Source organism: Mycobacterium sp. IDUB_9 (assembly GCF_055419505.1).
The window spans coordinates 1002668-1022472 of the sequence record NZ_JBVAXU010000002.1; the positions used below are offsets into that span (position 1 = coordinate 1002668).

The window sequence follows — 19805 nt, forward strand, 5'->3', positions numbered from 1 at the left end:
GCGCCATGGATCTCGGGTTCAGAGATGCGGCCACCGTCGTCGTGGGCGGTGGCCGCGGCATGGGCTTCGCGACGGCCCAATGCTTGGCCGCGGACGGAGCACGGATCGCGATCGTCGGGCGTTCCCGGGATGTACTGGACGCTGCCGCAACGGAGCTGACCCGCCTGGGATCGCCGGAGGCGGTGGCGATCGTCGCCGACACGTCCGACAGCACCCAGGTCGAGCGGGCCTTCGCCGAGGTGGGCGACCGTTGGGGCGAGCTCAACGCACTGATCAACACGGTCGGCCCCGGGGCGGCGGGCAATTTTGAAGAGTTGACCGACGAGCAGTGGCAGGAGACGTTCGACGCCGGCGTGATGGGCATGGTGCGCTGCGTGCGGGCCGCCCTGCCATTGCTGCGTAACGCCGAATGGGCGCGCATCGTCAACTTCTCGGCCCACTCCACCCAGCGGCAGAGCACCCGGCTGCCGGCTTACACCGCCGCCAAGGCCGCGGTGAACAGCGTTTCGAAGAATCTGTCACTGTTGTTGGCCAAGGACGAGATCATGGTGAATGTGGTATCCCCGGGCAGCATCTCGTCGGAGGCGCTTCGAGGCTGGGCCGACACGGTGGGTGTCGACGGCAATGATCCGTATGCGTTGATGGCGGCCATCGACGAGCATTTCGGGCATCCCGCCCATCTGCCGCGGGCCGGACTGCCGAGCGAAATCGGACCTGTCGCAGCTTTTTTGGCCTCCAAGCGAAACTCGTACATGACCGGGGCCAACGTCAACGTAGACGGCGGGTCGGACTTTCTCTAGGGGGCGGTATGGCAACGGCGGCCGAAGCGCGGGACTGGTCCCGCGGTGCACTGCGCGGAATCGGTGACTCGCTCTACACCCCGTTCTGTGGAATCGACGGCGACGACATCGACTGGGATGCTTACCGATACCTCGTGCGCTACTGCGTCGGCGATCTCGGCCGCCAGATGCTTTGGTGTACCAGTGGTTTGGCGGAGTTCTGGGCGCTGACCCTCGCCGAGCGCAAGCTACTGCTCGAGGTGGCGATCGAGGAGGGACGCCAGGCCAACCCGGATGTCGTGGTTCAGGCCTGCACCGCGGCGACATCAGCCAAGGACTGCCTGGAACTCACGCTGCACGCGCAGCAGTCGGGCGCCGACATCGTCTACATCCAGACGCCGATGATGGAGGCACACGGGGGAGAGGGCGTTCTTCGGTTCTTCCAGTACATCGCCGATCGCACGGATATCGCACTGGGCATGTTCAATTCACCATCCTCGGGCTACGTGCTGACACCCGACGAAAGCGCCCGGATTGCCGAGGCGATCCCGGCCGTGTGCGCCACCAAGGAGGGCGCGTTCCGGCCCGCGGCGAGCCGTCGACTGCATGACCTGGCGCCGTATCTGGCGGTGTGGGAATGCGACACCACGGTCTACCGGGCCGGCTGGCTGCGGGACGGGATCGTCTGTCCGGCTCAGTTGGGCACGGCCGGATACCTCTACGAAACTCCGCAACGCCGCATCTTCACCGAGTACTGGGAGCTCGTGTATGCCGACAGACTCATCGAGGCCATGGATTTCGGCCGGGAGTCCGGGTTGGACCAGTTCAGCCTGGACATGGGGTCCTCGTTCACCTGTTACCCGGGCCGCGCCGACTATTTCACCCACTGGGCCGACGCGTTCAAATACGCGGCCTCGGTGCTGGGATTGCCCATCGGCGACTACCCGCATTCCCGTCCGCCCCAGGCAATGCTGCCGGATGCGGCGAAGACCCAGATCGAGACCGCCTACCGAAAGCTCGGTTTGATCGGCGATTGAACCGTCTTTGTGCAGGTCGTAGGGCACAAGCCGGGCTTGCGGAATGCGCTACCGATAGGTATACAGTATGTATGTCTGAACAGCTGGTGTGGCATCGGGAGGTATCGGCGGATGACGGTCGCTGACAGTGTGGGAACCGAGGCAGTCCTCTACGAGGTCACCGATGGCGGCGTCGCGGTTATCACCCTCAACCGGCCCGATCGGCTGAACTCCTGGGGTGCGGACATCTCCGCCGGCGTCTACGCGAGTTTCGATCGTGCCGAAGCCGATCCGGAGGTCCGGGCGATTGTCCTGACCGGTAGCGGACGAGGGTTCTGCGCCGGCGCCTACATGGGTGCCATGCAGGATCTGGGTGCCAGCATCAACGAGGACACGGATGTCAGCAAGATCGTCGGCGAACGTCACCCGTATTTCCTGACCGAGTTGCGGACGCCGGTCGTCGCCGCCATCAACGGCGCGTGCGTCGGCATCGGCCTCACTCATGCGTTGATGTGTGACGTCCGGTTCGCCGCTGCCGGAGCGAAATTCGCCACCGCTTTTCCGCGGCGAGGGCTGATCGGCGAGTACGGCATCACCTGGATCCTGCCGAGGCTGGCCGGCTGGGGTGCCTCGGCGGACCTGCTGTTGAGTGGCCGGACGTTCCTGGCGGAAGAAGCTGCCCAGCTCGGGTTGGTGAAAGAGGTTGTGGCGCCTGAGGATCTGTTGCCCCGAGCACTGGAGTACGCCGAAGATCTGGCCCGCAACTGCTCACCCGCTTCGATGGCGGTCATCAAACATCAGCTCTACGGCGATGCTCATGACGACGTGCGTGACGTCAGTGCCCGCGCCGAGACTCTGATGCACGAATCCATGGTGCGGCCCGACCTGATCGAAGGCATCACCGCGTTCTTCGAGAAACGGCCCCCGAACTTCCCGTCCCTGAAAGAAGGTTGATGACATGACCGACACACCAGAGCGTTTGCCCTACCTGGCAGTCGACGTCGACAACCATTACTACGAACCGGTGGACGCATTCACCCGGCATCTGCCCAAGGAATTCAAGAGCCGCGGCGTGCAGATGGTGCAGGACGGCAAGCGGACTCTGGCCGTGATGGGCGGAACGGTCAACCACTTCATCCCCAACCCGACCTTCGACCCGATCATCGAGCCCGGCTGCCTGGATCTGCTGTTCCGGGGAGAGATCCCCGAGGGCGTCGACCCCGCCTCCCTGATGAAGGTCGACCGCCTGTCCGATCACCCCGAGTATCAGGATCGCGACGCCCGGCTCAAGGTGCTCGACCGCCAACGCCTCGAAACCGTTTTCATGCTGCCGACTTTCGCGTGTGGCGTGGAGGAGGGGCTCAAGCACGACATCGAAGCCACCATGGCCTCGGTGCACGCCTTCAACCTGTGGTTGGACGAGGACTGGGGCTTCGACCGACCTGACGGGCGTTTCGTGTCCGCACCGATCATCTCGCTGGCCGACCCGGTGAAGGCGGTCGAGGAGGTCGAGTTCGTGATCGGCCGTGGCGCCAAGCTGGTGTGCGTGCGGCCGGCCCCGGTGCCGGGCCAGGTCAGGCCGCGGTCCCTGGGCGACCCACTCCACGATCCGGTGTGGGCCCGGCTGGCCGAGGCAGGTGTCGCCGTGGTCTTCCATCTGTCGGACTCCGGGTACATGGCGGTCCCGGCATTGTGGGGCGGCAGCGGTGTATTCAAGGGATTCGGCAAGCGCGATCCGTTGGACATGGTGATCATGGACGACCGCGCGATTCACGACACGATGGCGTCGATGATCGTGCATCAGGTCTTCACCCGGCACCCGTTGCTCAGGGTGGTCAGCATCGAGAACGGGTCCTACTTCGTCTACCGGCTGATCAAGCGCCTCAAGAAGGCGGCCAACAATGCGCCGTATCACTTCAAGGAGGATCCGGTCGAGCAGCTGCGCACCAACGTCTGGATCGCGCCGTACTACGAGGACGACGTGAAGCTGCTCGCGGACACCATCGGTGTCGACAAGATCCTGTTCGGCTCGGACTGGCCGCACGGGGAGGGTCTGGCCGATCCGACGACGTTCACCGCGGACATTCCGCAGTTCCCGGAGTTCAGCCTGGAAGACACCCGGAAGGTCATGCGCGACAACGCTCTCGAACTCCTCGGCGACCCGACCCGCACTGCGTCCGGTGTCGCAGGCCTGGTGTCGGTGTAGCCACCGACATGGCTGAATGGACCATCGGCGCCGTCGTCGACGCGATTGCCGAGGCGGTACCCGACCGGGAGATGACGGTGTGCGGCACCCGCCGCACCACTTTCGCGCAAGCGGCTGACCTGACCCGCCGGCTGGCCAACTTTCTGGCCTCGCGCGGGCTGGGTGCGTACCGGGAACGTCCGGATCTGAACCGTTGGGAGTGCGGTCAGGACGTCGTCGCGCTCGTCATGCACAACGACCTGTACCCCGAGACGGTGATCGGCTGCCTCAAGGCGCGCACGGTCCCGGTGAACGTGAACTATTACTACTCGCCGGGCGAGGTGGCCGATCTGCTGGCCTACCTGAAGCCCCGCGCGGTGATCTACCACCGCTCCCTGGGCGCGAAGTTCAGCGACGTGCTCGGAGGAGGCGCAGCCGAGTTGTTGATCTCCGTCGATGACGGCAGCGGCGCCGAACTGCCGGATGCCGTGACACTGGAAGATGTTCTGGCCCAGGGGGATATCGATCACAGCGTCCTTCCGTCGCCCGATGATCTGCTCATGGTGTGCACCGGGGGGACGACCGGTCGGCCCAAGGGTGTGATGTGGCGTCAGGGCGACATCTACGTGTCGTCGATGAACGGCGCGGACCACGAACAGGCGAGTGAGATTCGCGACAAGGTGGCCAATGCCGGTCCGCCGTGGTTCGCGGTTTCGCCGCTGATGCACGCCGCCGGAATGTGGACAGCGTTCTCCGGGCTGCTGTCCGGCCAGACTGTGGTGCTGCACGACACCAAGCCGCGCTTCGACCCGCGCACGGTGCTCGAAACGGCGCAACGGGAGAAGATCGGGCTGATGACGATGGTCGGTGACGCCTACGCCGCACCGATCGTCGAAGAGCTGGGCCGACGGTCCTATGACCTGTCGTCGATGTTCGCGATCGGTACGGGCGGTGCGGCCACCAACCCGAAACATCAACGTGCACTGCTGGAACACATTCCGCAGATCACCATCATCAACGGGTTCGGCTCGTCGGAGACCGGCAATATGGGGTTCGGCCATACCCAACGCGAAACCCCGACCGCCGAAACCTTCCAGCTGCGGGCCGGTGGGCTGGTCCTCGCCGACGACTACTCCCGGTTCCTGGATCCCGGCGACACCGAGGTGGGCTGGGTGGCACGCAATGGCCGGATCCCACTCGGCTATTTCAACGACGAGGCGGCGACGGTGAAGACCTTCCCCGAGGTTGCCGGCGAGCGCGTGGTGGTCTCGGGCGACCGCGCGTCGCTCGACGCCGACGGGACCCTTCGCCTGTTGGGTCGGGACTCGTTGGTGGTCAACACCGGTGGCGAGAAGGTGTTCGTCGAGGAGATCGAAGACGTCCTGCGTGCACATCCTCGCGTGGTCGATGCGCTGGCTGTGGGGCGGCCGAGTGAGCGATGGGGGGAAGAAGTTGTTGCGCTGGTGTCGATCCGCGACGCGGTCGACGCAGCCGCGCTTCGGGAGCACTGTGCCACCCGGTTGGCCCGGTTCAAACTGCCCAAGGATGTGCTGTTCGTCGAAGAGATTCGCCGGCTCGGCAACGGCAAGGCCGACTATCGCTGGGCCAAGGGCCTGGCCTCGGAACAAGCGGAGACGAGGGCGTGATGCGCAGCGAGAATCGAGTGATTGACTGTCTGGCCAATGTGCACTTCGGCGAGACCGAGAACCAGCCGACCTTCATGAAGAAGGTGCGCGACGACTACTTCAAGGGCCCGAGGTCGATGTATGACCCCATCGACCTGTCGGAGATGCTCGACGAGATGGACACCCACGGTGTGCAGAAGGCCATCTTGATGGATTCCCTGGTCAAGCCGTCGGTAACGGCCCGGAAGTTCGTCGAGGCGCATCCCGACCGCTTCGCGCTGGCGATGGGCGGCGTCAACCTGTTGCGTCCCATCCCGTCGTTGCGTGAACTCGCAGCCGTCGTGGCCGACCTGCCGGTCGCCTATACCGTTGTCGGGCCCAGCTTCTGGGGAGACGGACAGTACCCGCCGAGCGACGCGGTGTACTACCCGCTCTACACCAAGTGCGCCGAGCTGGAACTGCCGCTGTGCGTCAACACCGGCATTCCCGGCCCGCCGATTCCGGGTGAGGTACAGAACCCCATCCACCTCGACCGGGTGTGTGTTCGGTTCCCGGAGTTGAAGCTGTGCATGATCCACGGCGCAGATCCGTGGTGGGACATCGCGATCCGGATGCTGATCAAATACCAGAACCTGCGGCTGATGACGTCGGCGTGGTCGCCGAAACGATTGCCGGACAGCCTCTTGCACTTCATGCGAACCCGAGGGGAGGGCAAGGTCATCTTCGCGTCGGACTTCCCGGTGCTGCGCATGCAGCGGGTGGTGCCGGAGGCGCTGGCGCTCGATCTTCCCGCTGACGTGCTGGACAACTACCTCTACAACAATGCCGCGGAGTTCTTCTTCGGCGAGGGCTCGGACGAAAAGGGAAAATGATGGACCGCTACGAACTCCGCAGGCTGGACTACAGCCTCACCGAGGACCACGTCGACCTGCAGACCGCGTACCGCCAGTTCTTCAAGACGCACTCCGACATCGAGACCGTGCGCGCGGCCGAGCCCTCAGGCTTCGACAAGAGCCTGTGGGAGAGGTTGTGCGCCATGGGTGCCACGACGATGGCACTCCCGGAGTCCGTCGGCGGTGACGGCGCCACCCTGGTCGACCTGACCCTGGTGGCCGAGGAGCTCGGGCGCTCACTGGCACCCGTGCCGTGGATCGACCATGTGGTGGCGGCGCGGTTACTCGCGCGTCTCGGTGCTCTCGAGTCTGAGGACATCCTCAACGGCACCCAGATCGTCGGACTCGATCCTGCGCAGGTGGCCCCGACCGGTGCCCGCCTCATCCCGATCGGGTCGATCGCCGACCACATCATCGTCCGCGATGGACGGGATGTCGTGAAGCTGGAATTCTCCACGCGCCCGGCTCGCGTCGACAACATCGGCAAGCTACCGATGGCGTGGGTGGACCCGGCCGCCGCAGACACCCGGGTGGTGCTGGCCGGCGGGACCGACGCCGTGGCGGAATATCAACGGGCCTTGGACGAATGGCGTCTGCTGACCGCGGCGGCGCTGGTAGGTCTGGTCGAGGAGACCATGACGATCGCCGCCGAGTTCGCCAAATCCCGGTACACCCTCGGTGTGCCGATCGGCACGTTGCAAGGTATTTCACATCCGTTGGCCAACATCGCGATCACGGTCCAGAGCGGGCGGGGCCTGGCTCGGCGGGCGGCGTGGTTCCTCGACAACGAGCCGGAGGAGCGCGCCGAACTCGCGCCTTCGGCGTTCGTCTTCATGGCCGAGGAGGCCGCCAAGGCCGCCACCATGGCGGTACACGTTCAGGGCGGGCTGGGGGTGTCCGCGGAGGCGGCAGCCACCGCGTACCTGGTGCGGGCGCGTGGCTGGGCGCTCGCCGGTGGTGACCCGGGTGCCACCGCAGTGCACATCGCTCACATCGTCGCGGCTCGTGAGAGCCGGGAAGTCACAAAGGTTTAGGGGAACAAGCGTGGATTTTTCGACAGTCGAACTGTCTGCCGAGGACGAGGCATTCCGCAGCGAGGTGCGCGAGTTCCTGTCACGTGTCGTGACCGAGGACGTCATCCGGCGGGATCGTGAGACCGGCGACAACTTCGACGAGGGCGTTCATCTGGCCCTCGGCGCCGCCGGCTACCTCGAGAAGGAATGGAAGGCGGAGGCCGATGGCGGCTTCTCCCGGGTGCGCAGGCGCATCTGGGAGCTGGAGAAGCGGCGTGCGGAGGTGCCGTGGGTGACGTGGGGGACCACCTCGATGGTTGCCCGCTCCGTTGCGAAGTTCGCCTCCCCGGAGATCCGTGACGACGTCCTGGGCGGCGTGTTCGACGGCACCGTGCGGTTGTGCCTCGGCTACACCGAACCGGAGGGGGGCTCCGATGTGGCGACCTGTAAGACCCGGGCGGTACGGGATGCGGATGGATCGAGCTGGATTATCAACGGGTCCAAGATGTTCACCACCGGTGCGCACAACTGCAAGTACGTCTTCCTGATCACCAACACCGATCCGGATGCACCGAAACACAAGAGTCTCACCATGCTCCTGGTTCCGCTGGACTCTGACGGCATCGAGATCCAGGGCATCCGCACCGTCGACGGTGACCGGACCAACATCGTCTACTACTCGGACGTGCGAGTCGACGACAAGTACCGGCTCGGCGACGTGAACGGCGGCTGGACGGTGGTGCGGGAACCCCTCGACGCCGAGCACGGGGCGGTCGCGGCGGCCGACGACGGTCTGGCCGATGTCGCGATCATGATGCATCAGGCCGGGTTCATGGCCGAGGCGGCAGACAATGTGGCTGCGCTGGTGGGCACTCCCGATGCCAGTGGCCGTGCCGCCGTCGACGACGGATCGGTCGCCTATCGGTTGGGGCGCAGCGTGGCCCGCATGGAGGCATCGCTGTCCTCACCGAGCATCTTCGGCCGGGTCGCTCTGGCACAGACCATGCGTGACATCGCCCCGGATCTGATGGATATCGCCGGATCAGTGGCAGCACTGCCGATCGGGGCCGACGGGGGAGCCGATGACCGCAGTGAATATGTGTACCGCTTCGCGCCGTTGGTCGGTATCTACGGCGGCACGCTCGAGGTGTTCCGCAACATGATCGCCCAGCACGTGCTCGGCCTCGGCAAGCCAAACTATTCAGCGCCCAAGGCGAAGGCCTCCTGAGGTAACAACCGCCGAAACGGCATTCCGGCAGGGAAAGTGCGAGTAGCGGCCTGCTGGAATGGCGTTTCGGCGGGATGGATGGTCAGACTTCGGCCAGCTGCTTGTTGAGCTGATCGCCCTCGATGTCGAGGTTGGGCAGAACCCGCTCCAGCCGCTTCGGCAGCCACCAGGCCTTCTCGCCGAGCATCGACATCACGGCAGGGACGATGGCCATCCGAACCACGAAGGCATCGATCAGGACACCGAATGCCAGCGCGAATCCGATCTGCTTGATCATCGGATCGCCGTTGAACACGAATCCCGCGAACACCGACATCATGATCACCGCAGCTGCCACCACGACCCGGCTGGCCTGGGTGAAGCCGTGGGCGACCGCGTCGTCGCCCCGGTGGCCGTGCACATGCGCTTCCTTCATCGACGACACCAGGAACACCTGATAGTCCATTGCGAGCCCGTAGAGAACACCGATCACGATGATCGGCAGCAGGCTCAGGATCGGTCCGGTCGCGCTCAAGCCGAACAACTGTTGGAACCAACCCCATTGGAACAGGGCGGTGGTGGCGCCGAACGTGGCCAGGACACTGAGCAGGAATCCGACGGTGGCCTTGACGGGCACGGCGATCGACCGGAACACCAGCAGCAGCACCAACAGCGACAGGCCGACGACTACACCGATGTAGAGCGGCACCGCATCCGCGAGGCGATCCGTCGTGTCAACGCCCATCGCGGTGATACCGGTGACACCGAGGTCGACGTTGCGCAACTCGCTCAGTGGGCCGGCGTGCGCCCGGATGTCGCGAACCAGTTGGGCGGTCGCATCGTCGGTGGGTCCGGTGCTCGGCACCACCGAGAACAGGGCGAATTCCTCATTGTCACTGACCTTTTGCAGACTCACCGAATCGACGCCGGCCACCCGTCGCAGATCGTTGTTGGTGTCGACCAGGTCGGATGTAGTGAGCTTGGCGTTGCCCGCCGCCGGCTCGGCGACGACCACGAGCGGCCCGTTGTAGCCCTCGCCGTAGTGGCTGGAGACCAGGTCGTAGCTCTCGCGCTGCGGCGTGCCCTGGTTGTAGCTGGCACCGGCGGGCAGCCCCATCGACATGCTGAGTGCCGGCAGCGCGAGCAGTGCGGCGATCACCACGCCGCCGATGGCGACCGGAACCCGGTGGCGCAACACCGCGCCGACCCATGCGGTCGCGAAACGGTGGTTCGCACCGTGTTCGGCGGACTGCGTGCGCCGCGCTTTGTCGGAGCAGACCCGCTCGCCGACCAAGCCGAGCAGTGCCGGCAGCAGGGTGAGTGCGGCGATGACCGCGACGACGACGGTGGCTGCGGCGGCCAGCGCCATCGGCGTCAGCAGTGAGATGCCGACCACGGTCAGGGCAACCAGCGCGATCACCACGGTGGTGCCGGCGAAAACCACTGCACTACCGGCTGTTCCGAGCGCCCGCCCGGCTGCCTCGGCGGCGCTGAGCCCCTTGTCGATGATCAGCCGGCGCTGGCGGTTCACGATGAACATCGCATAGTCGATACCGACCGCGAGGCCCAGCATCAACGCCAGCACGGCGGTCATCGACTGCATGTTGACCAGGTGGGAGAACAGGAATGTTCCGCCGACACCGACTGCCACCGAACTCAATGCGGTGGCCAGGGGCAGACCGGCGGATACCAGTGAGCCGAGGGTGACGACCAGAACCAGGGCGGCGATCGCCAGGCCGACGACTTCGCCCACGCCGACGATTTCGGGCATCTCGACCATGCTCGCCGACGGCAGCACGTTGATCCCGGTAGCGGAGACCGCGTCGCGCGCGGCATCCACCGCAGCTTCGACGGTGCCCGACGGAAGTTCGGCAGTCTGCTTGTCGAACTGGAACTGATACAGCGCGGCCGCGCCATCCGCGGAAACCACCACGCCCGGGACGGGTTGCCCGTTCATCACCAGCGGGTGCGGCGCGTCGTCAGCCGCGGGCGCCGCCAGTTGGGTTTTCGCGATGGCCGCCGACGCGGCCAGGGTGGGACTCGCCGGGCCCTTCGCCAGCTCGGCCTGCGCCAGTGCGCCGGGGTCGAGCACATGCTCGGAGCGCGACACCGAGTCCACGGCACGCAGCATTGCAGCGCGGTTGTCGCCGTCGTCCATGCGCTGTCCTTCTGGGGCGGCAAAGGCGATCAAGCCCTGCCCACCCGAGGATTCGGGCATGCGCTGCGCCAGTTCATCAATGACCTGTTGCGCGGGTGTGCCGTTGATGCGCATTTCGTTGGAGATCTTCGGTGGGTTCGCCACGAGCAGTCCGGCCATGACAGCGACGAGCGCCAGCCAGCCGCCGATCACGAGCCAAGGTCGACCGAAGGCGAAGCGGCCCAATCGATACAGATAGGTGGACATATAAGTGAGAGTAGGCTCTCAATATGGGAGTAGGCTATCGTTTGTAGCGAACCCCATTCTTGGTGCACGAACATGACCTGCGCCACGCTTCCCAGGAACGGATATGCCTGCTCGAGCCGACCGCCGTCGTTCTGACGCATATGCCAACGAGAGCCGCATCGTCGCGGCCGCCCGCGAGATCTTTGCGGCCGATGGTGCCGCTGCGACGTTGACTCAGGTAGCGGCACGTGCGGGCGTCGGCAATGCGACCTTGTACCGCCATTTCCCGAACCGGCAAGCGCTGGCGGCGGCGGTGTACGAGGACGCGTTCGCCACCGAGGTGGAACCGGTGATCCTGGCGCTGATCGACAGCGACGCTCCGCGTGAGGAATTCATCGACGTGATCGAGCGGCTGGCCGAGCTCATGTACGCGCAGCGCCCGCTGGTGCCTTCACTGGATCACCTCACCGAGCTGACCTCCCGGCTGTTCAGCCGCAAGCGCGAACTGCTTGAGGCCGTGGTGGCACAGGGGAAAGCTGCCGGGGATCTGCGCGCCGACCTCACTGTTGACGATGTGCCGACGTTCGTTGCGATGGTGACCGCTGCATCCGTTGCGCTCGACCAACCGCCGCAATTGCGCCGTCGGTACCTGAGCTTGATGCTCGACGCCCTCAATCCCGCTGACGCCCAGCCACTCCCGCCGTGGACACACGAGGGTGTCTAGCCGGTCGGCGCCGGGCGGGTTGCACGGGACCCAGTACGGGCGGGGGAGCTGACGGCGCGATCTGCAGATCGCCGTCCTGGTGAAGCCAGTGGCGCGCATCCTTGCCGAGGCAATCTCCCGGCAAACTCAACTAGACACTGGTCATTGCCGGCGGTTTCACCGCGCCCGGATCGGGGTTGGCGATCGGCAGGCCCATGAACCGTCGCGCGTTGTCGCCCATGAAGTCATAGGTGCGGCGGATGTCCATGCCCTCGGCGTACTTCCAGAAACCCTTCGGCTCGGCCAGCCCCTCGGGGTGCGGGTAGTCCGATCCGAACAGCACCTTGTCCCAGCCGACCGTTTCCACCACATCGGATACGCAGCCTTCCCAGAACGGGCTGACCCAGATGTTGCGGCGGAACACATCATGCGGATGTTCGGGGAAGTTCTGCGGCATCTTCTTGTACAGGTCGGCGAAATCGTGGAACAGCGGGAAGATCCAGCTGCTGCCGTTCTCGACGCTGGCGATGCGCAGCTTCGGGAACCGGGTCAGGGTGCCGTGGCAGATCAGGGCGGTGAGCATGTCCGCGATCTCGCGATGCCCCAGGACCATCCAGCGGAATGCGCTCTGCGCCATGAAGTTCTGGGTGTAGGGCGGTTCCCACTTGTTGACGTAGTCATCGAGCGGCGGGTAGCTGGCGTGCAGCACGATCGGCAACCCGGCGGCCTCGACGTCACGCCAGAACGGGTCGAACTCTGGCAGGGCGGGGGAGCGCCAGCCGTGCAGACCGTTGACGGGACCGGGTTTTATCAACGCCACCCTGCCGCCGTGCTCGAGGATCCATTCCAATTCGCGCTGTGCCGCATCGACTTCGGAGAGGTTGATGATGGGTGTGGAGAACACCCGGTTGTCGTAGTCGAACGTCCAGTGTTCGAGGATCCACTCGTTGAGGGCGTGGACGATCGCCAGGGTCAGTTGCGGATCATCGGCACTGGAGTGTTCGACCAGGCTGCCCAGGGTGGGATAGTTCAGCGCCTCGACGACGCCTTGGCGGTCGAGCTCTTTGACGCGGTCCTCGGGGTTACGCGTGGACGCAGGGGCCTCGATGGCCTTGCCCTGCATTTCCCGCAGAGTCTGACCCTCGGTGTTCTCCCCGGCGAAGAACTTTTCGTGCGCGCCCGGGGCGGCGACGCGTTCGAAGGTCGGGTTGGGGATGAAGTCGGTGACCCGGTTATTGATCACGATGCGGGTCTGACGGCCGAACTGGGCATACTGCACGGCGCGGCTGTACTGCTCGGGCAGGAACTTCGTCAGCGCATCGCCGGTCTCGTACATGTGCTGGTCGGCATCGAAAACCGGTGCGTCCCTGAACTGTTCAGTCATTTGGTGGTCTCCCTATCCGGCGAGCAGACGCAAATGTCCCGGAATTCTCGGCGTGTCGGGTACATATGCGTCTGCTCGCGCTATGAAAGTCAGAGTGTCAACACGGTCGCGGCGGCGGTACCCGGGGCGCCGTAGAGCTGTGCGAAGCCGACGCGCGGGCTGCCGGGCACCTGGCGATCGCCCGCTTCGCCGCGCAATTGCCGTACCAGTTCGTGGATCTGGCGCAGACCCGAGGCACCGATCGGTTCGCCGTTGGCGATCAGGCCGCCGTCGGTGTTGACGGGCAGTGATCCGCCGATCTCGGTGGCGCCGTCGGCCAGAAGTTTCTCCTGGTCGCCGTCGGCGCAGAATCCGCATTCGGCCATGTGGATGATCTCGGCGCCGGCATCGGTGTCCTGCAGCTGCACGACGTCGACGTCTTCTGGTGCCACTCCGGCTTTCTCGAAAGCGGCCCGCGCGGCATACACCGTCGGCGCCACATCTTCGGTGACCGGTGCGCAGGTGGTGTTGACCTCATATGCGCCGTAGCGTCGGGTCCGGACCTCGACGGCCTTGAGGTAGACCGGCTTGTCGGTGTAACGGTGGGCGATGTCGGCGCGGCACATGACTATCGCGGCCGCACCTTCGTCAGGCGCGCAGAACATGTACTGGGTCAGCGGGTAGTTGAGCACGGTCGAGTTGAGGATGTCGTCCTCGCTGATCGGCTTGCGCCGGAACGCGTTCGGGTTCAGCGCGCCGTTGCGGAAGTTCTTGTTGGCGACCTTGGCCAGAGTGCGCTGCGAGATGTTGTGCTCGTGCAGGTAACGGTTGGCCTTCATCCCGAAGAACTGCGTGGTGAGGTACTGGCCGTTCTCGGCGTACCAGCTGGGCATCCCCACCAAAGACGGGTCTTCGGTGAACGCGCCGCGGGGGTGCTTGTCGAGGCCCACTGCGATGCCGATGTCATAGTCACCGAGGCGGATTCCGTCCGCGCACACCTTGGTGGCACTCGCCGCCGTGGCGCACGCGTTGAACACGTTGGTGAACGGAATGCCGGTCAGTCCGACCATCCCGACGATGGCGTCGGGGTTGGCCACCGTCCAGCTGCCTCCCGTTGCAGCGCCGATGTCTTTCCAGTCCACACCGGCGTCGGCGACCGCCGAGAAGATGGCGTCCACACCCATCGCCATCGCGGACTTGCCCTCGAATCGGCCGAACGGATGCAGGCCGACGCCGATGATGGCTACGTCGTTGGTCATTTGTCAGAAACCTCCGGTGTGAAGGCGAATGTGACGACCTCGGTGCCGTCTTCTTCTGCGGTGAACGGGATCATGGTGAGTTCGACGTCTTGGCCGAATTGCAGTTTGGCGGGGTCGTTTTCGGTCAGGCGACCTTCGACCCGGATCACGTCTCCCAGCTGCACCAGCCCAACTCCGAAGGGCACGAAGTCTTTTCCGCCTGCTCCTTTGTAGGGGGCGCCGGGTGGGAACCCCTGGGTGGTCCAGGCGACCAAGGTGCCGCGGCGAGGGAGCAGGATCTCCTCGGTGTTGCCGCCGGAGCACTTGGGGCAGCGGGCCTGGGCGGGGAAGGTGGTGGCCGAGCAGTCAGCGCAGCGGCTGCCGATCAGCTGCGCGTCCGCGTCGGGCCAGGTGGAGATCTCCGGCGCCAGAGCCTTCTGCATACGTCCCGTCCTCCGTGTTCAAGCCAAAAGGGTATAGCAACTGTAACTCTTACAGTAACCTAGTATCGGTGATCGAGAACAAGCCCACGTTCTGCAGAATCTGCGAGCCCCTGTGCGGCATGATCGCCACCGTCGAGGACGGCAAGCTCACCGCGTTGCGCCCGGACAAGGAACACCCGTTGTCGGCCGGGTTCGCCTGCCAGAAGGGCATCGCGTTCTCCGAGGTCGTCAATGATCCGGATCGCGTCACCACCCCGCTGCGACGCACCGGAGGCGGTTTCGAACCGGTCACCTGGGACGAGGCACTCGACGACATCGCGGTCAGACTCACTGAGATCCACCGGCGGCACGGCTCGGGAGCGTTCGCCTGGTACATGGGCAATCCCGCGGCATTCAGCTATTCGCACCTGTTCGCGGCGATGGGCTTCGCGAAGGGCATCGGCGGCGACAGTCATTTCTTCAGTTCGTCGACGCAGGACACCAGTAGTCGTTTGCTGGCCAACCAGTTTCTCTACGGTGCGCCGTTCCCGGTACCCATTCCGGACCTGATGCGTACCGATCTGCTGGTCATGCTCGGCGCGAATCCGGTGGTGTCCCATGGCAGTTTTCTGACCGCGCCGCGCATCAAAGACCGCATGCACGACATCGTGAAGCGCGGCGGACGGGTCGTGGTGGTCGATCCGCGACGCAGCGAGACCGCCGCCCAGTTCGAATGGCTCGGGATCATCCCGGACGCGGATGCGTACTTGCTCCTGTCGATTTTGCAGGTGCTGTTCGCCGAGGGGTTGGTCAGCGCGAGGGCCCGGACTCAGGCCGACGGTCTGGACTGGCTGCACGAGCAATGTGCACCGTTCACCCCGGAACACACTCGGGGGCACACGGGCATCGATCCGGAGATTGTTCGCATGCTGGCCCGCGATCCCGCCGCCACCCCACGGACCGCGGTTTACGGTCGGCTGGGCACCTGCGTCGGCCGCAATGGCACGTTGACCACCTACCTGCTGGACGCGGTCAACCTTGTCGCGGGCAATCTGGACACCCCGGGAGGCAGCGTGTTCAGCACGCTGGGCATCCCCGGTCAGAAGTGGGGCTCGATGGCCATGGGCGCGTCGCTGCGCCGGAGCTACCGCACCAAGCGCACCCGCGTGGGCGGGTTCCGTTCCGTGATCGGGGCAGAGCCTGCGGCGTTCATGGCCAAGGAGATCACGATGCCCGGCCAGGGCCAGGTCAAGGCGATGTTCATCGGCGCCGGTAACCCGGTGCTGTCGGTTCCCAACGGCGTAGAAATGGAAGATGCGCTGGAATCCTTGGACCTCTCGGTGGGGCTGGACCTCTACGTCAACGAGACCACCGCGCACTGTGACTACGTGCTACCGGTCACCTCGATGTACGAGCGCGACGACTTCGCCGTCACGTTCCAGATGTTCCAGGCCACCCCGTTCCGTCAGGCCACCGACGCCGTGGTGGCACCACGTGGTCAGGCGCGCACCGAGTGGGACATCGTCGTCGACCTGATCGGCAGGATGGGTGTCCGCACACCGGTTTTCGTTGCGCTTCGGCTGGCGGCCAAGCGGGCGACGCGACGTGGGAAGCGGCTCAACCCGCGCCCGATGATCGACATGATGATCCGGATGGCCGAGGGTGGTGACCGCTTCGGGCTGCGCCGTGGCGGGTTGACCTTCCGCCGCCTGGCCGAAGAGCATCCGCACGGTGTGGTGGTGGCACCGAACCTCCGTACCGGCGTGCTGAACGAAGTAGTGGTGTACCCGAAGGGGCGGATACGGCTCGCGCACGACGACATCGCTTCCGAAATCGCCGCGATGTCGGGACGAGTCGCACCCGACGGGTATCCGCTGCGCATGATCGGAATGCGCGAACCACGCTCGGAGAACTCCTGGCTGCACAATTCGCCGTTGCTCATGCGCGGCCACAAGATCCATCGAGCACTCATGCATGCCGAAGACGCTGCGGCGCGGCACCTGGCCGACGGTGACGAGGTGCGGGTGCGTTCGCCATACGGCCAGATCGACATCGCGGTGGCGCTGACCGACGACATCGTGCGCGGCACGGTGGCAATACCGCACGGATGGGGCCACAAGGGCAGCGGCGGCTGGCAGATCGCCAACCAGGCCGGCGGCTCCAACGTCAATCAATTGATGTCGAGTGACCCGGCCGATGTCGAGGCGCTGGCCGGCATGTCCTGGCTGACGGGTGTGCCGGTGCAAGTGGAACGCTGCTGACTCCGACGGGCCGCGAAACGGCATTCCGGCAGGTGCACACCCGAACTTTCGCTGCTGGAATGCCGTTTCGGCGGCGGATGGGATTACTGTAAGTGTTACAGTTGCGAGCGTGAGCGAAGTCGTGGACGAGGTCGTCACCAGTGTGGAGGTCGGGCGGCGCGCTGCGGCCCGGGCCGAGAAGCGCATGCTGGTCGACGGTGAACTGGTGGCCGCGGTGGCCGGTGCCGAATTCGACAACGTCAGCCCGGCAACAGGTCTGGTGCTGGGCGTGACCGCCGCTGCCGGTGCGCAGGATATGGATGCCGCGATCGGTGCGGCCCGGCGCGCATTCGACGAGTCCGACTGGAGCACCAACCGAGGCCTGCGCCGGCGCGTGCTGGCCCAACTGCAGGACGCCATCGAGTCTGAAAAAGATGATCTGCGTGAAGAATTGATCGCCGAGGTGGGCTGTCCGGCGATGACGACGGAGAATGCGCAGCTCGACTGGCCGCTGGCCGATGCGCTGCGATACCCGGCCCGGCTGATCGACGAGTTCGAGTGGGAACGCACGCTCGACGGCGGCGGGCTGTTCGGTGAGCGCAATGCCCGCACCGTAGTCAAAGAGGCGGTCGGGGTGGTCGCCGCGATCACCCCGTCGAACTTCCCGATCGAGGTGATCCTCAACAAACTCGGACCGGCGCTCGCCGCAGGAAATACCGTGGTGCTCAAACCTGATCCGAACACACCATGGAACGCCACCCGGCTGGGCAGGCTGATCGCCGAGCGTACCGACATGCCACCCGGCGTCGTCAACGTGGTGCCGACTCCGTCCAACGAGGTGGCCGCGCAGTTGGGCACCGATCCACGCGTCGACATGGTGTCGTTCACCGGGTCCACGGCCGTCGGCAGGCATCTGATGCGAGCCGGGGCCGACACGATGAAGCGCACCTTCCTGGAACTCGGGGGCAAGTCCGCGATGATCGTGCTCGACGACGCCAAGCCGGGCCACATCATCCCCGGCGCCATCGGGGCGTGCGTGCACGCCGGGCAGGCGTGTGCGGCCAACACCCGGATGCTGGTGCACCGCAGCCTGTTCGACGAGGCCGTGGCCAACGTGACCATGGCATTCGGCGCGGTGCCGGTCGGCGACCCCGCGCTGACGACCACGCTGGTCGGCCCGCTGATCAGCGCGGTTGCCAAGCAGCGCGTGCTAGAGGCCATCGACGGTGCCCGCCGCGACGGCGCCGAGATCGTGGTGGGCGGCGGGGAGGTCGCGGGGTTGGCCGATCACCTGCGCGACGGCCACTTCGTCGCACCCACCGTCATCGTCGGGGCCGATCCTGGGGCGGCCATCGCCCAGGACGAAGTGTTCGGGCCGGTGCTGGTGATGCTGCCGTTCGACGATGACGACGAAGCGGTGCGGATCGCCAACGACAGTGCGTTCGGCTTGGCCGGTGCGGTGATGTCGGCGTCGCCCGACCGGGCGATGGCGATCGCCCGGCGGATCAGGACCGGCGCCATTGGTGTCAACGGCGGCATGTACTACGGCGCCGACGCCCCGTTCGGCGGGTACAAGAACAGCGGAGTCGGAAGGCAGTGCGGCATCGAGGGTTTCGCGCAGTACACCGAAACGAAGACGATCGGCTGGCGGCTACCGCGCCAGTAGGGCAGGCTGCACATCCGGAACGGCGAAGCGCGGATTCGCTCCGGCCGCCACTACGCGCATCACGAACGCGGCGGTTTCTTCGGCCTGCCGGGCAGCGTCGAGTCCGCCCAGGACTGCCGTGCGCGCATTCAGGTCAGCGATCAACGCCCCGACCACCCGCAAGGCGCCGGCGTCATCACCACAGATCGCGACCACGGGCGAGCTGTCCTGCGGGCCGGTGAACGGCCATGAAGCACCGGCGAACAGGTGCAGTGCCTTGACCACGTGGGCGCCGACCGCGAGGCGGGCGACGAGTTCGGCGGCCGACCCGGATTTCGGGAGCAGTCGTCCGCTCGGGTAGTCCACCGGATTGGTGCAGTCGACAACGGTCTTCCCCGACAACGCCGCGTTCGGGCCGCCGACGAGAGCCAACGCGTTCTCCAATCCGTCCCAGGCGATCGCGATCACGATGACGTCGGCCTGCCCGGCCAGGTCGGACGGATCGATCGCCGTTGCCGCGGGGCCGATCTGAGTCGCCGCGGCCCTCGCACGGTCTGGGCTGCGTCCCCCGACCACGATGGCGTGTCCGGCTGCTGCCCATGCCGTTCCGAGCGTGACCGCCAGGTTCCCAGTCCCCAAAAGTCCGATGTGCATGGCTGTCTCCTTCGTCGAGTGATGTCACGGCGACGCTAGGCGGCGCATTCCTACCGATCGGTGGGCTACGTGGTGGAACACTGGTCCGGTGATCGAGGGGAATTGCCAGGCGTTCGTTTCCGACTGTCACGTACGCGCCGCCGTCGCGCTCATCAGCCATGCTTGGGACCCGGTGGTGCTCTCGGCGCTTCGCCTCGGCCCAACCCGCCGCAGCCTCCTGCTACACCGAATCGCGGGCGTCAGTGACAAAGTCCTGACCGAATCCCTCCGCCGTTTGACGTCGCGCGGCCTGATTGCGAGGTCAGCCGACGATTCGCGGCCTGAGGCCGCCGTCTACGAACTGACAGATTTGGGTGCCTCATTTGCACGTGGGCCGCTGGCACACCTTGCCCGGTGGGCGGCGGAGAATCAGGCCGAACTGTCAGCGTGAGGCAGGCGG

17 protein-coding genes are annotated in these 19805 nt (G+C 65.6%); 12 read left to right on the top strand and 5 right to left on the bottom strand.

What is annotated here, in order from left to right; genetic code table 11:
* Window positions 1-5 precede the first annotated feature (5 nt).
* From ACZY08_RS13485 to ACZY08_RS13520, 8 genes are all read left to right on the top strand, one after another.
* On the top strand, window positions 6-800 hold the full coding sequence (locus tag ACZY08_RS13485; protein ID WP_463744377.1) for an SDR family NAD(P)-dependent oxidoreductase: 795 nt from the start codon (window positions 6-8) through the stop codon (window positions 798-800).
* Between the two features lie 8 nt (window positions 801-808).
* Window positions 809-1816, top strand: coding sequence for a dihydrodipicolinate synthase family protein (locus tag ACZY08_RS13490; RefSeq protein WP_463744376.1), 1008 nt, complete (start codon window positions 809-811; stop codon window positions 1814-1816).
* 111 nt (window positions 1817-1927) lie between these two features.
* The gene (locus tag ACZY08_RS13495) at window positions 1928-2749 is read left to right on the top strand and encodes an enoyl-CoA hydratase (RefSeq protein ID WP_463744375.1); all 822 of its coding nucleotides are present in this window, start codon (window positions 1928-1930) and stop codon (window positions 2747-2749) included.
* A gap of 4 nt (window positions 2750-2753) precedes the next feature.
* Window positions 2754-4001, top strand: a complete 1248-nt coding sequence (locus ACZY08_RS13500) for an amidohydrolase family protein (protein ID WP_463744374.1) — start codon at window positions 2754-2756, stop codon at window positions 3999-4001.
* An 8-nt stretch (window positions 4002-4009) separates the two neighbouring features.
* Window positions 4010-5626: an acyl-CoA synthetase gene (locus tag ACZY08_RS13505; RefSeq protein ID WP_463744373.1), complete on the top strand. Its 1617-nt coding sequence runs from the start codon at window positions 4010-4012 to the stop codon at window positions 5624-5626.
* Window positions 5626-6477, top strand: a complete 852-nt coding sequence (locus ACZY08_RS13510) for an amidohydrolase family protein (protein WP_463744372.1) — start codon at window positions 5626-5628, stop codon at window positions 6475-6477. The genes ACZY08_RS13505 and ACZY08_RS13510 overlap by 1 nt, the downstream gene beginning before the upstream one ends.
* Window positions 6477-7532, top strand: a complete 1056-nt coding sequence (locus ACZY08_RS13515) for an acyl-CoA dehydrogenase family protein (protein WP_463744371.1) — start codon at window positions 6477-6479, stop codon at window positions 7530-7532. The genes ACZY08_RS13510 and ACZY08_RS13515 overlap by 1 nt, the downstream gene beginning before the upstream one ends.
* Before the next feature lie 10 nt (window positions 7533-7542).
* Entirely contained in the window at window positions 7543-8739 is a 1197-nt protein-coding gene (locus ACZY08_RS13520) for an acyl-CoA dehydrogenase family protein (protein WP_463744370.1), read from the top strand.
* Window positions 8740-8821: 82 nt separating this feature from the next.
* Here the strand turns inward: ACZY08_RS13520 and ACZY08_RS13525 are convergent, their stop codons facing one another.
* A complete protein-coding gene (locus ACZY08_RS13525; RefSeq protein ID WP_463744369.1) occupies window positions 8822-11122 on the bottom strand; it encodes an MMPL family transporter in 2301 nt (766 codons plus the stop codon).
* Window positions 11123-11225: 103 nt separating this feature from the next.
* Here ACZY08_RS13525 and ACZY08_RS13530 point away from each other — a divergent pair, with 103 nt between their 5' ends.
* Entirely contained in the window at window positions 11226-11825 is a 600-nt protein-coding gene (locus ACZY08_RS13530; RefSeq protein WP_463744368.1) for a TetR/AcrR family transcriptional regulator, read from the top strand.
* Between the two features lie 130 nt (window positions 11826-11955).
* Here the strand turns inward: ACZY08_RS13530 and ACZY08_RS13535 are convergent, their stop codons facing one another.
* From ACZY08_RS13535 to ACZY08_RS13545, 3 genes are all read right to left on the bottom strand, one after another.
* Window positions 11956-13188, bottom strand: coding sequence for an amidohydrolase family protein (locus ACZY08_RS13535; RefSeq protein WP_463744367.1), 1233 nt, complete (start codon window positions 13186-13188; stop codon window positions 11956-11958).
* 89 nt (window positions 13189-13277) lie between these two features.
* Window positions 13278-14426 (bottom strand): thiolase family protein, encoded by a 1149-nt coding sequence (locus ACZY08_RS13540; RefSeq protein ID WP_463744366.1) that lies wholly within the window; start codon window positions 14424-14426, stop codon window positions 13278-13280.
* Window positions 14423-14848: a Zn-ribbon domain-containing OB-fold protein gene (locus ACZY08_RS13545; RefSeq protein ID WP_463744365.1), complete on the bottom strand. Its 426-nt coding sequence runs from the start codon at window positions 14846-14848 to the stop codon at window positions 14423-14425. The genes ACZY08_RS13540 and ACZY08_RS13545 overlap by 4 nt, the downstream gene beginning before the upstream one ends.
* A gap of 119 nt (window positions 14849-14967) precedes the next feature.
* On the opposite strand from ACZY08_RS13545, the gene ACZY08_RS13550 reads away from it, so the two are divergent.
* The gene (locus ACZY08_RS13550) at window positions 14968-17088 is read left to right on the top strand and encodes a molybdopterin-containing oxidoreductase family protein (RefSeq protein ID WP_463745256.1); all 2121 of its coding nucleotides are present in this window, start codon (window positions 14968-14970) and stop codon (window positions 17086-17088) included.
* 184 nt (window positions 17089-17272) lie between these two features.
* Complete coding sequence (locus ACZY08_RS13555; protein ID WP_463745255.1) at window positions 17273-18733, top strand: aldehyde dehydrogenase family protein; 1461 nt, start codon at window positions 17273-17275, stop codon at window positions 18731-18733.
* Here the strand turns inward: ACZY08_RS13555 and ACZY08_RS13560 are convergent.
* Entirely contained in the window at window positions 18719-19366 is a 648-nt protein-coding gene (locus ACZY08_RS13560; RefSeq protein ID WP_463744364.1) for an NADPH-dependent F420 reductase, read from the bottom strand. The genes ACZY08_RS13555 and ACZY08_RS13560 overlap by 15 nt on opposite strands.
* 88 nt (window positions 19367-19454) lie before the next feature.
* On the opposite strand from ACZY08_RS13560, the gene ACZY08_RS13565 reads away from it, so the two are divergent.
* Window positions 19455-19796 carry a winged helix-turn-helix transcriptional regulator gene (locus ACZY08_RS13565; protein WP_463744363.1) on the top strand — a complete coding sequence of 114 codons (342 nt, stop codon included), beginning with the start codon at window positions 19455-19457 and terminating at the stop codon, window positions 19794-19796.
* Window positions 19797-19805 lie beyond the last annotated feature (9 nt).

Bases quoted from the DNA above. Each gene is read 5' to 3' on its own strand.
- ACZY08_RS13485 (WP_463744377.1), top strand. From the start codon at position 6: ATGGATCTCGGGTTCAGAGATGCGGCCACCGTCGTCGTGGGCGGTGGC.
- ACZY08_RS13490 (WP_463744376.1), top strand. From the start codon at position 809: ATGGCAACGGCGGCCGAAGCGCGGGACTGGTCCCGCGGTGCACTGCGC.
- ACZY08_RS13495 (WP_463744375.1), top strand. From the start codon at position 1,928: ATGACGGTCGCTGACAGTGTGGGAACCGAGGCAGTCCTCTACGAGGTC.
- ACZY08_RS13500 (WP_463744374.1), top strand. From the start codon at position 2,754: ATGACCGACACACCAGAGCGTTTGCCCTACCTGGCAGTCGACGTCGAC.
- ACZY08_RS13505 (WP_463744373.1), top strand. From the start codon at position 4,010: ATGGCTGAATGGACCATCGGCGCCGTCGTCGACGCGATTGCCGAGGCG.
- ACZY08_RS13510 (WP_463744372.1), top strand. From the start codon at position 5,626: ATGCGCAGCGAGAATCGAGTGATTGACTGTCTGGCCAATGTGCACTTC.
- ACZY08_RS13515 (WP_463744371.1), top strand. From the start codon at position 6,477: ATGGACCGCTACGAACTCCGCAGGCTGGACTACAGCCTCACCGAGGAC.
- ACZY08_RS13525 (WP_463744369.1), bottom strand. From the start codon at position 11,122: ATGTCCACCTATCTGTATCGATTGGGCCGCTTCGCCTTCGGTCGACCT.
- ACZY08_RS13530 (WP_463744368.1), top strand. From the start codon at position 11,226: ATGCCTGCTCGAGCCGACCGCCGTCGTTCTGACGCATATGCCAACGAG.
- ACZY08_RS13535 (WP_463744367.1), bottom strand. From the start codon at position 13,188: ATGACTGAACAGTTCAGGGACGCACCGGTTTTCGATGCCGACCAGCAC.
- ACZY08_RS13540 (WP_463744366.1), bottom strand. From the start codon at position 14,426: ATGACCAACGACGTAGCCATCATCGGCGTCGGCCTGCATCCGTTCGGC.
- ACZY08_RS13545 (WP_463744365.1), bottom strand. From the start codon at position 14,848: ATGCAGAAGGCTCTGGCGCCGGAGATCTCCACCTGGCCCGACGCGGAC.
- ACZY08_RS13550 (WP_463745256.1), top strand. From the start codon at position 14,968: ATGATCGCCACCGTCGAGGACGGCAAGCTCACCGCGTTGCGCCCGGAC.
- ACZY08_RS13555 (WP_463745255.1), top strand. From the start codon at position 17,273: ATGCTGGTCGACGGTGAACTGGTGGCCGCGGTGGCCGGTGCCGAATTC.
- ACZY08_RS13560 (WP_463744364.1), bottom strand. From the start codon at position 19,366: ATGCACATCGGACTTTTGGGGACTGGGAACCTGGCGGTCACGCTCGGA.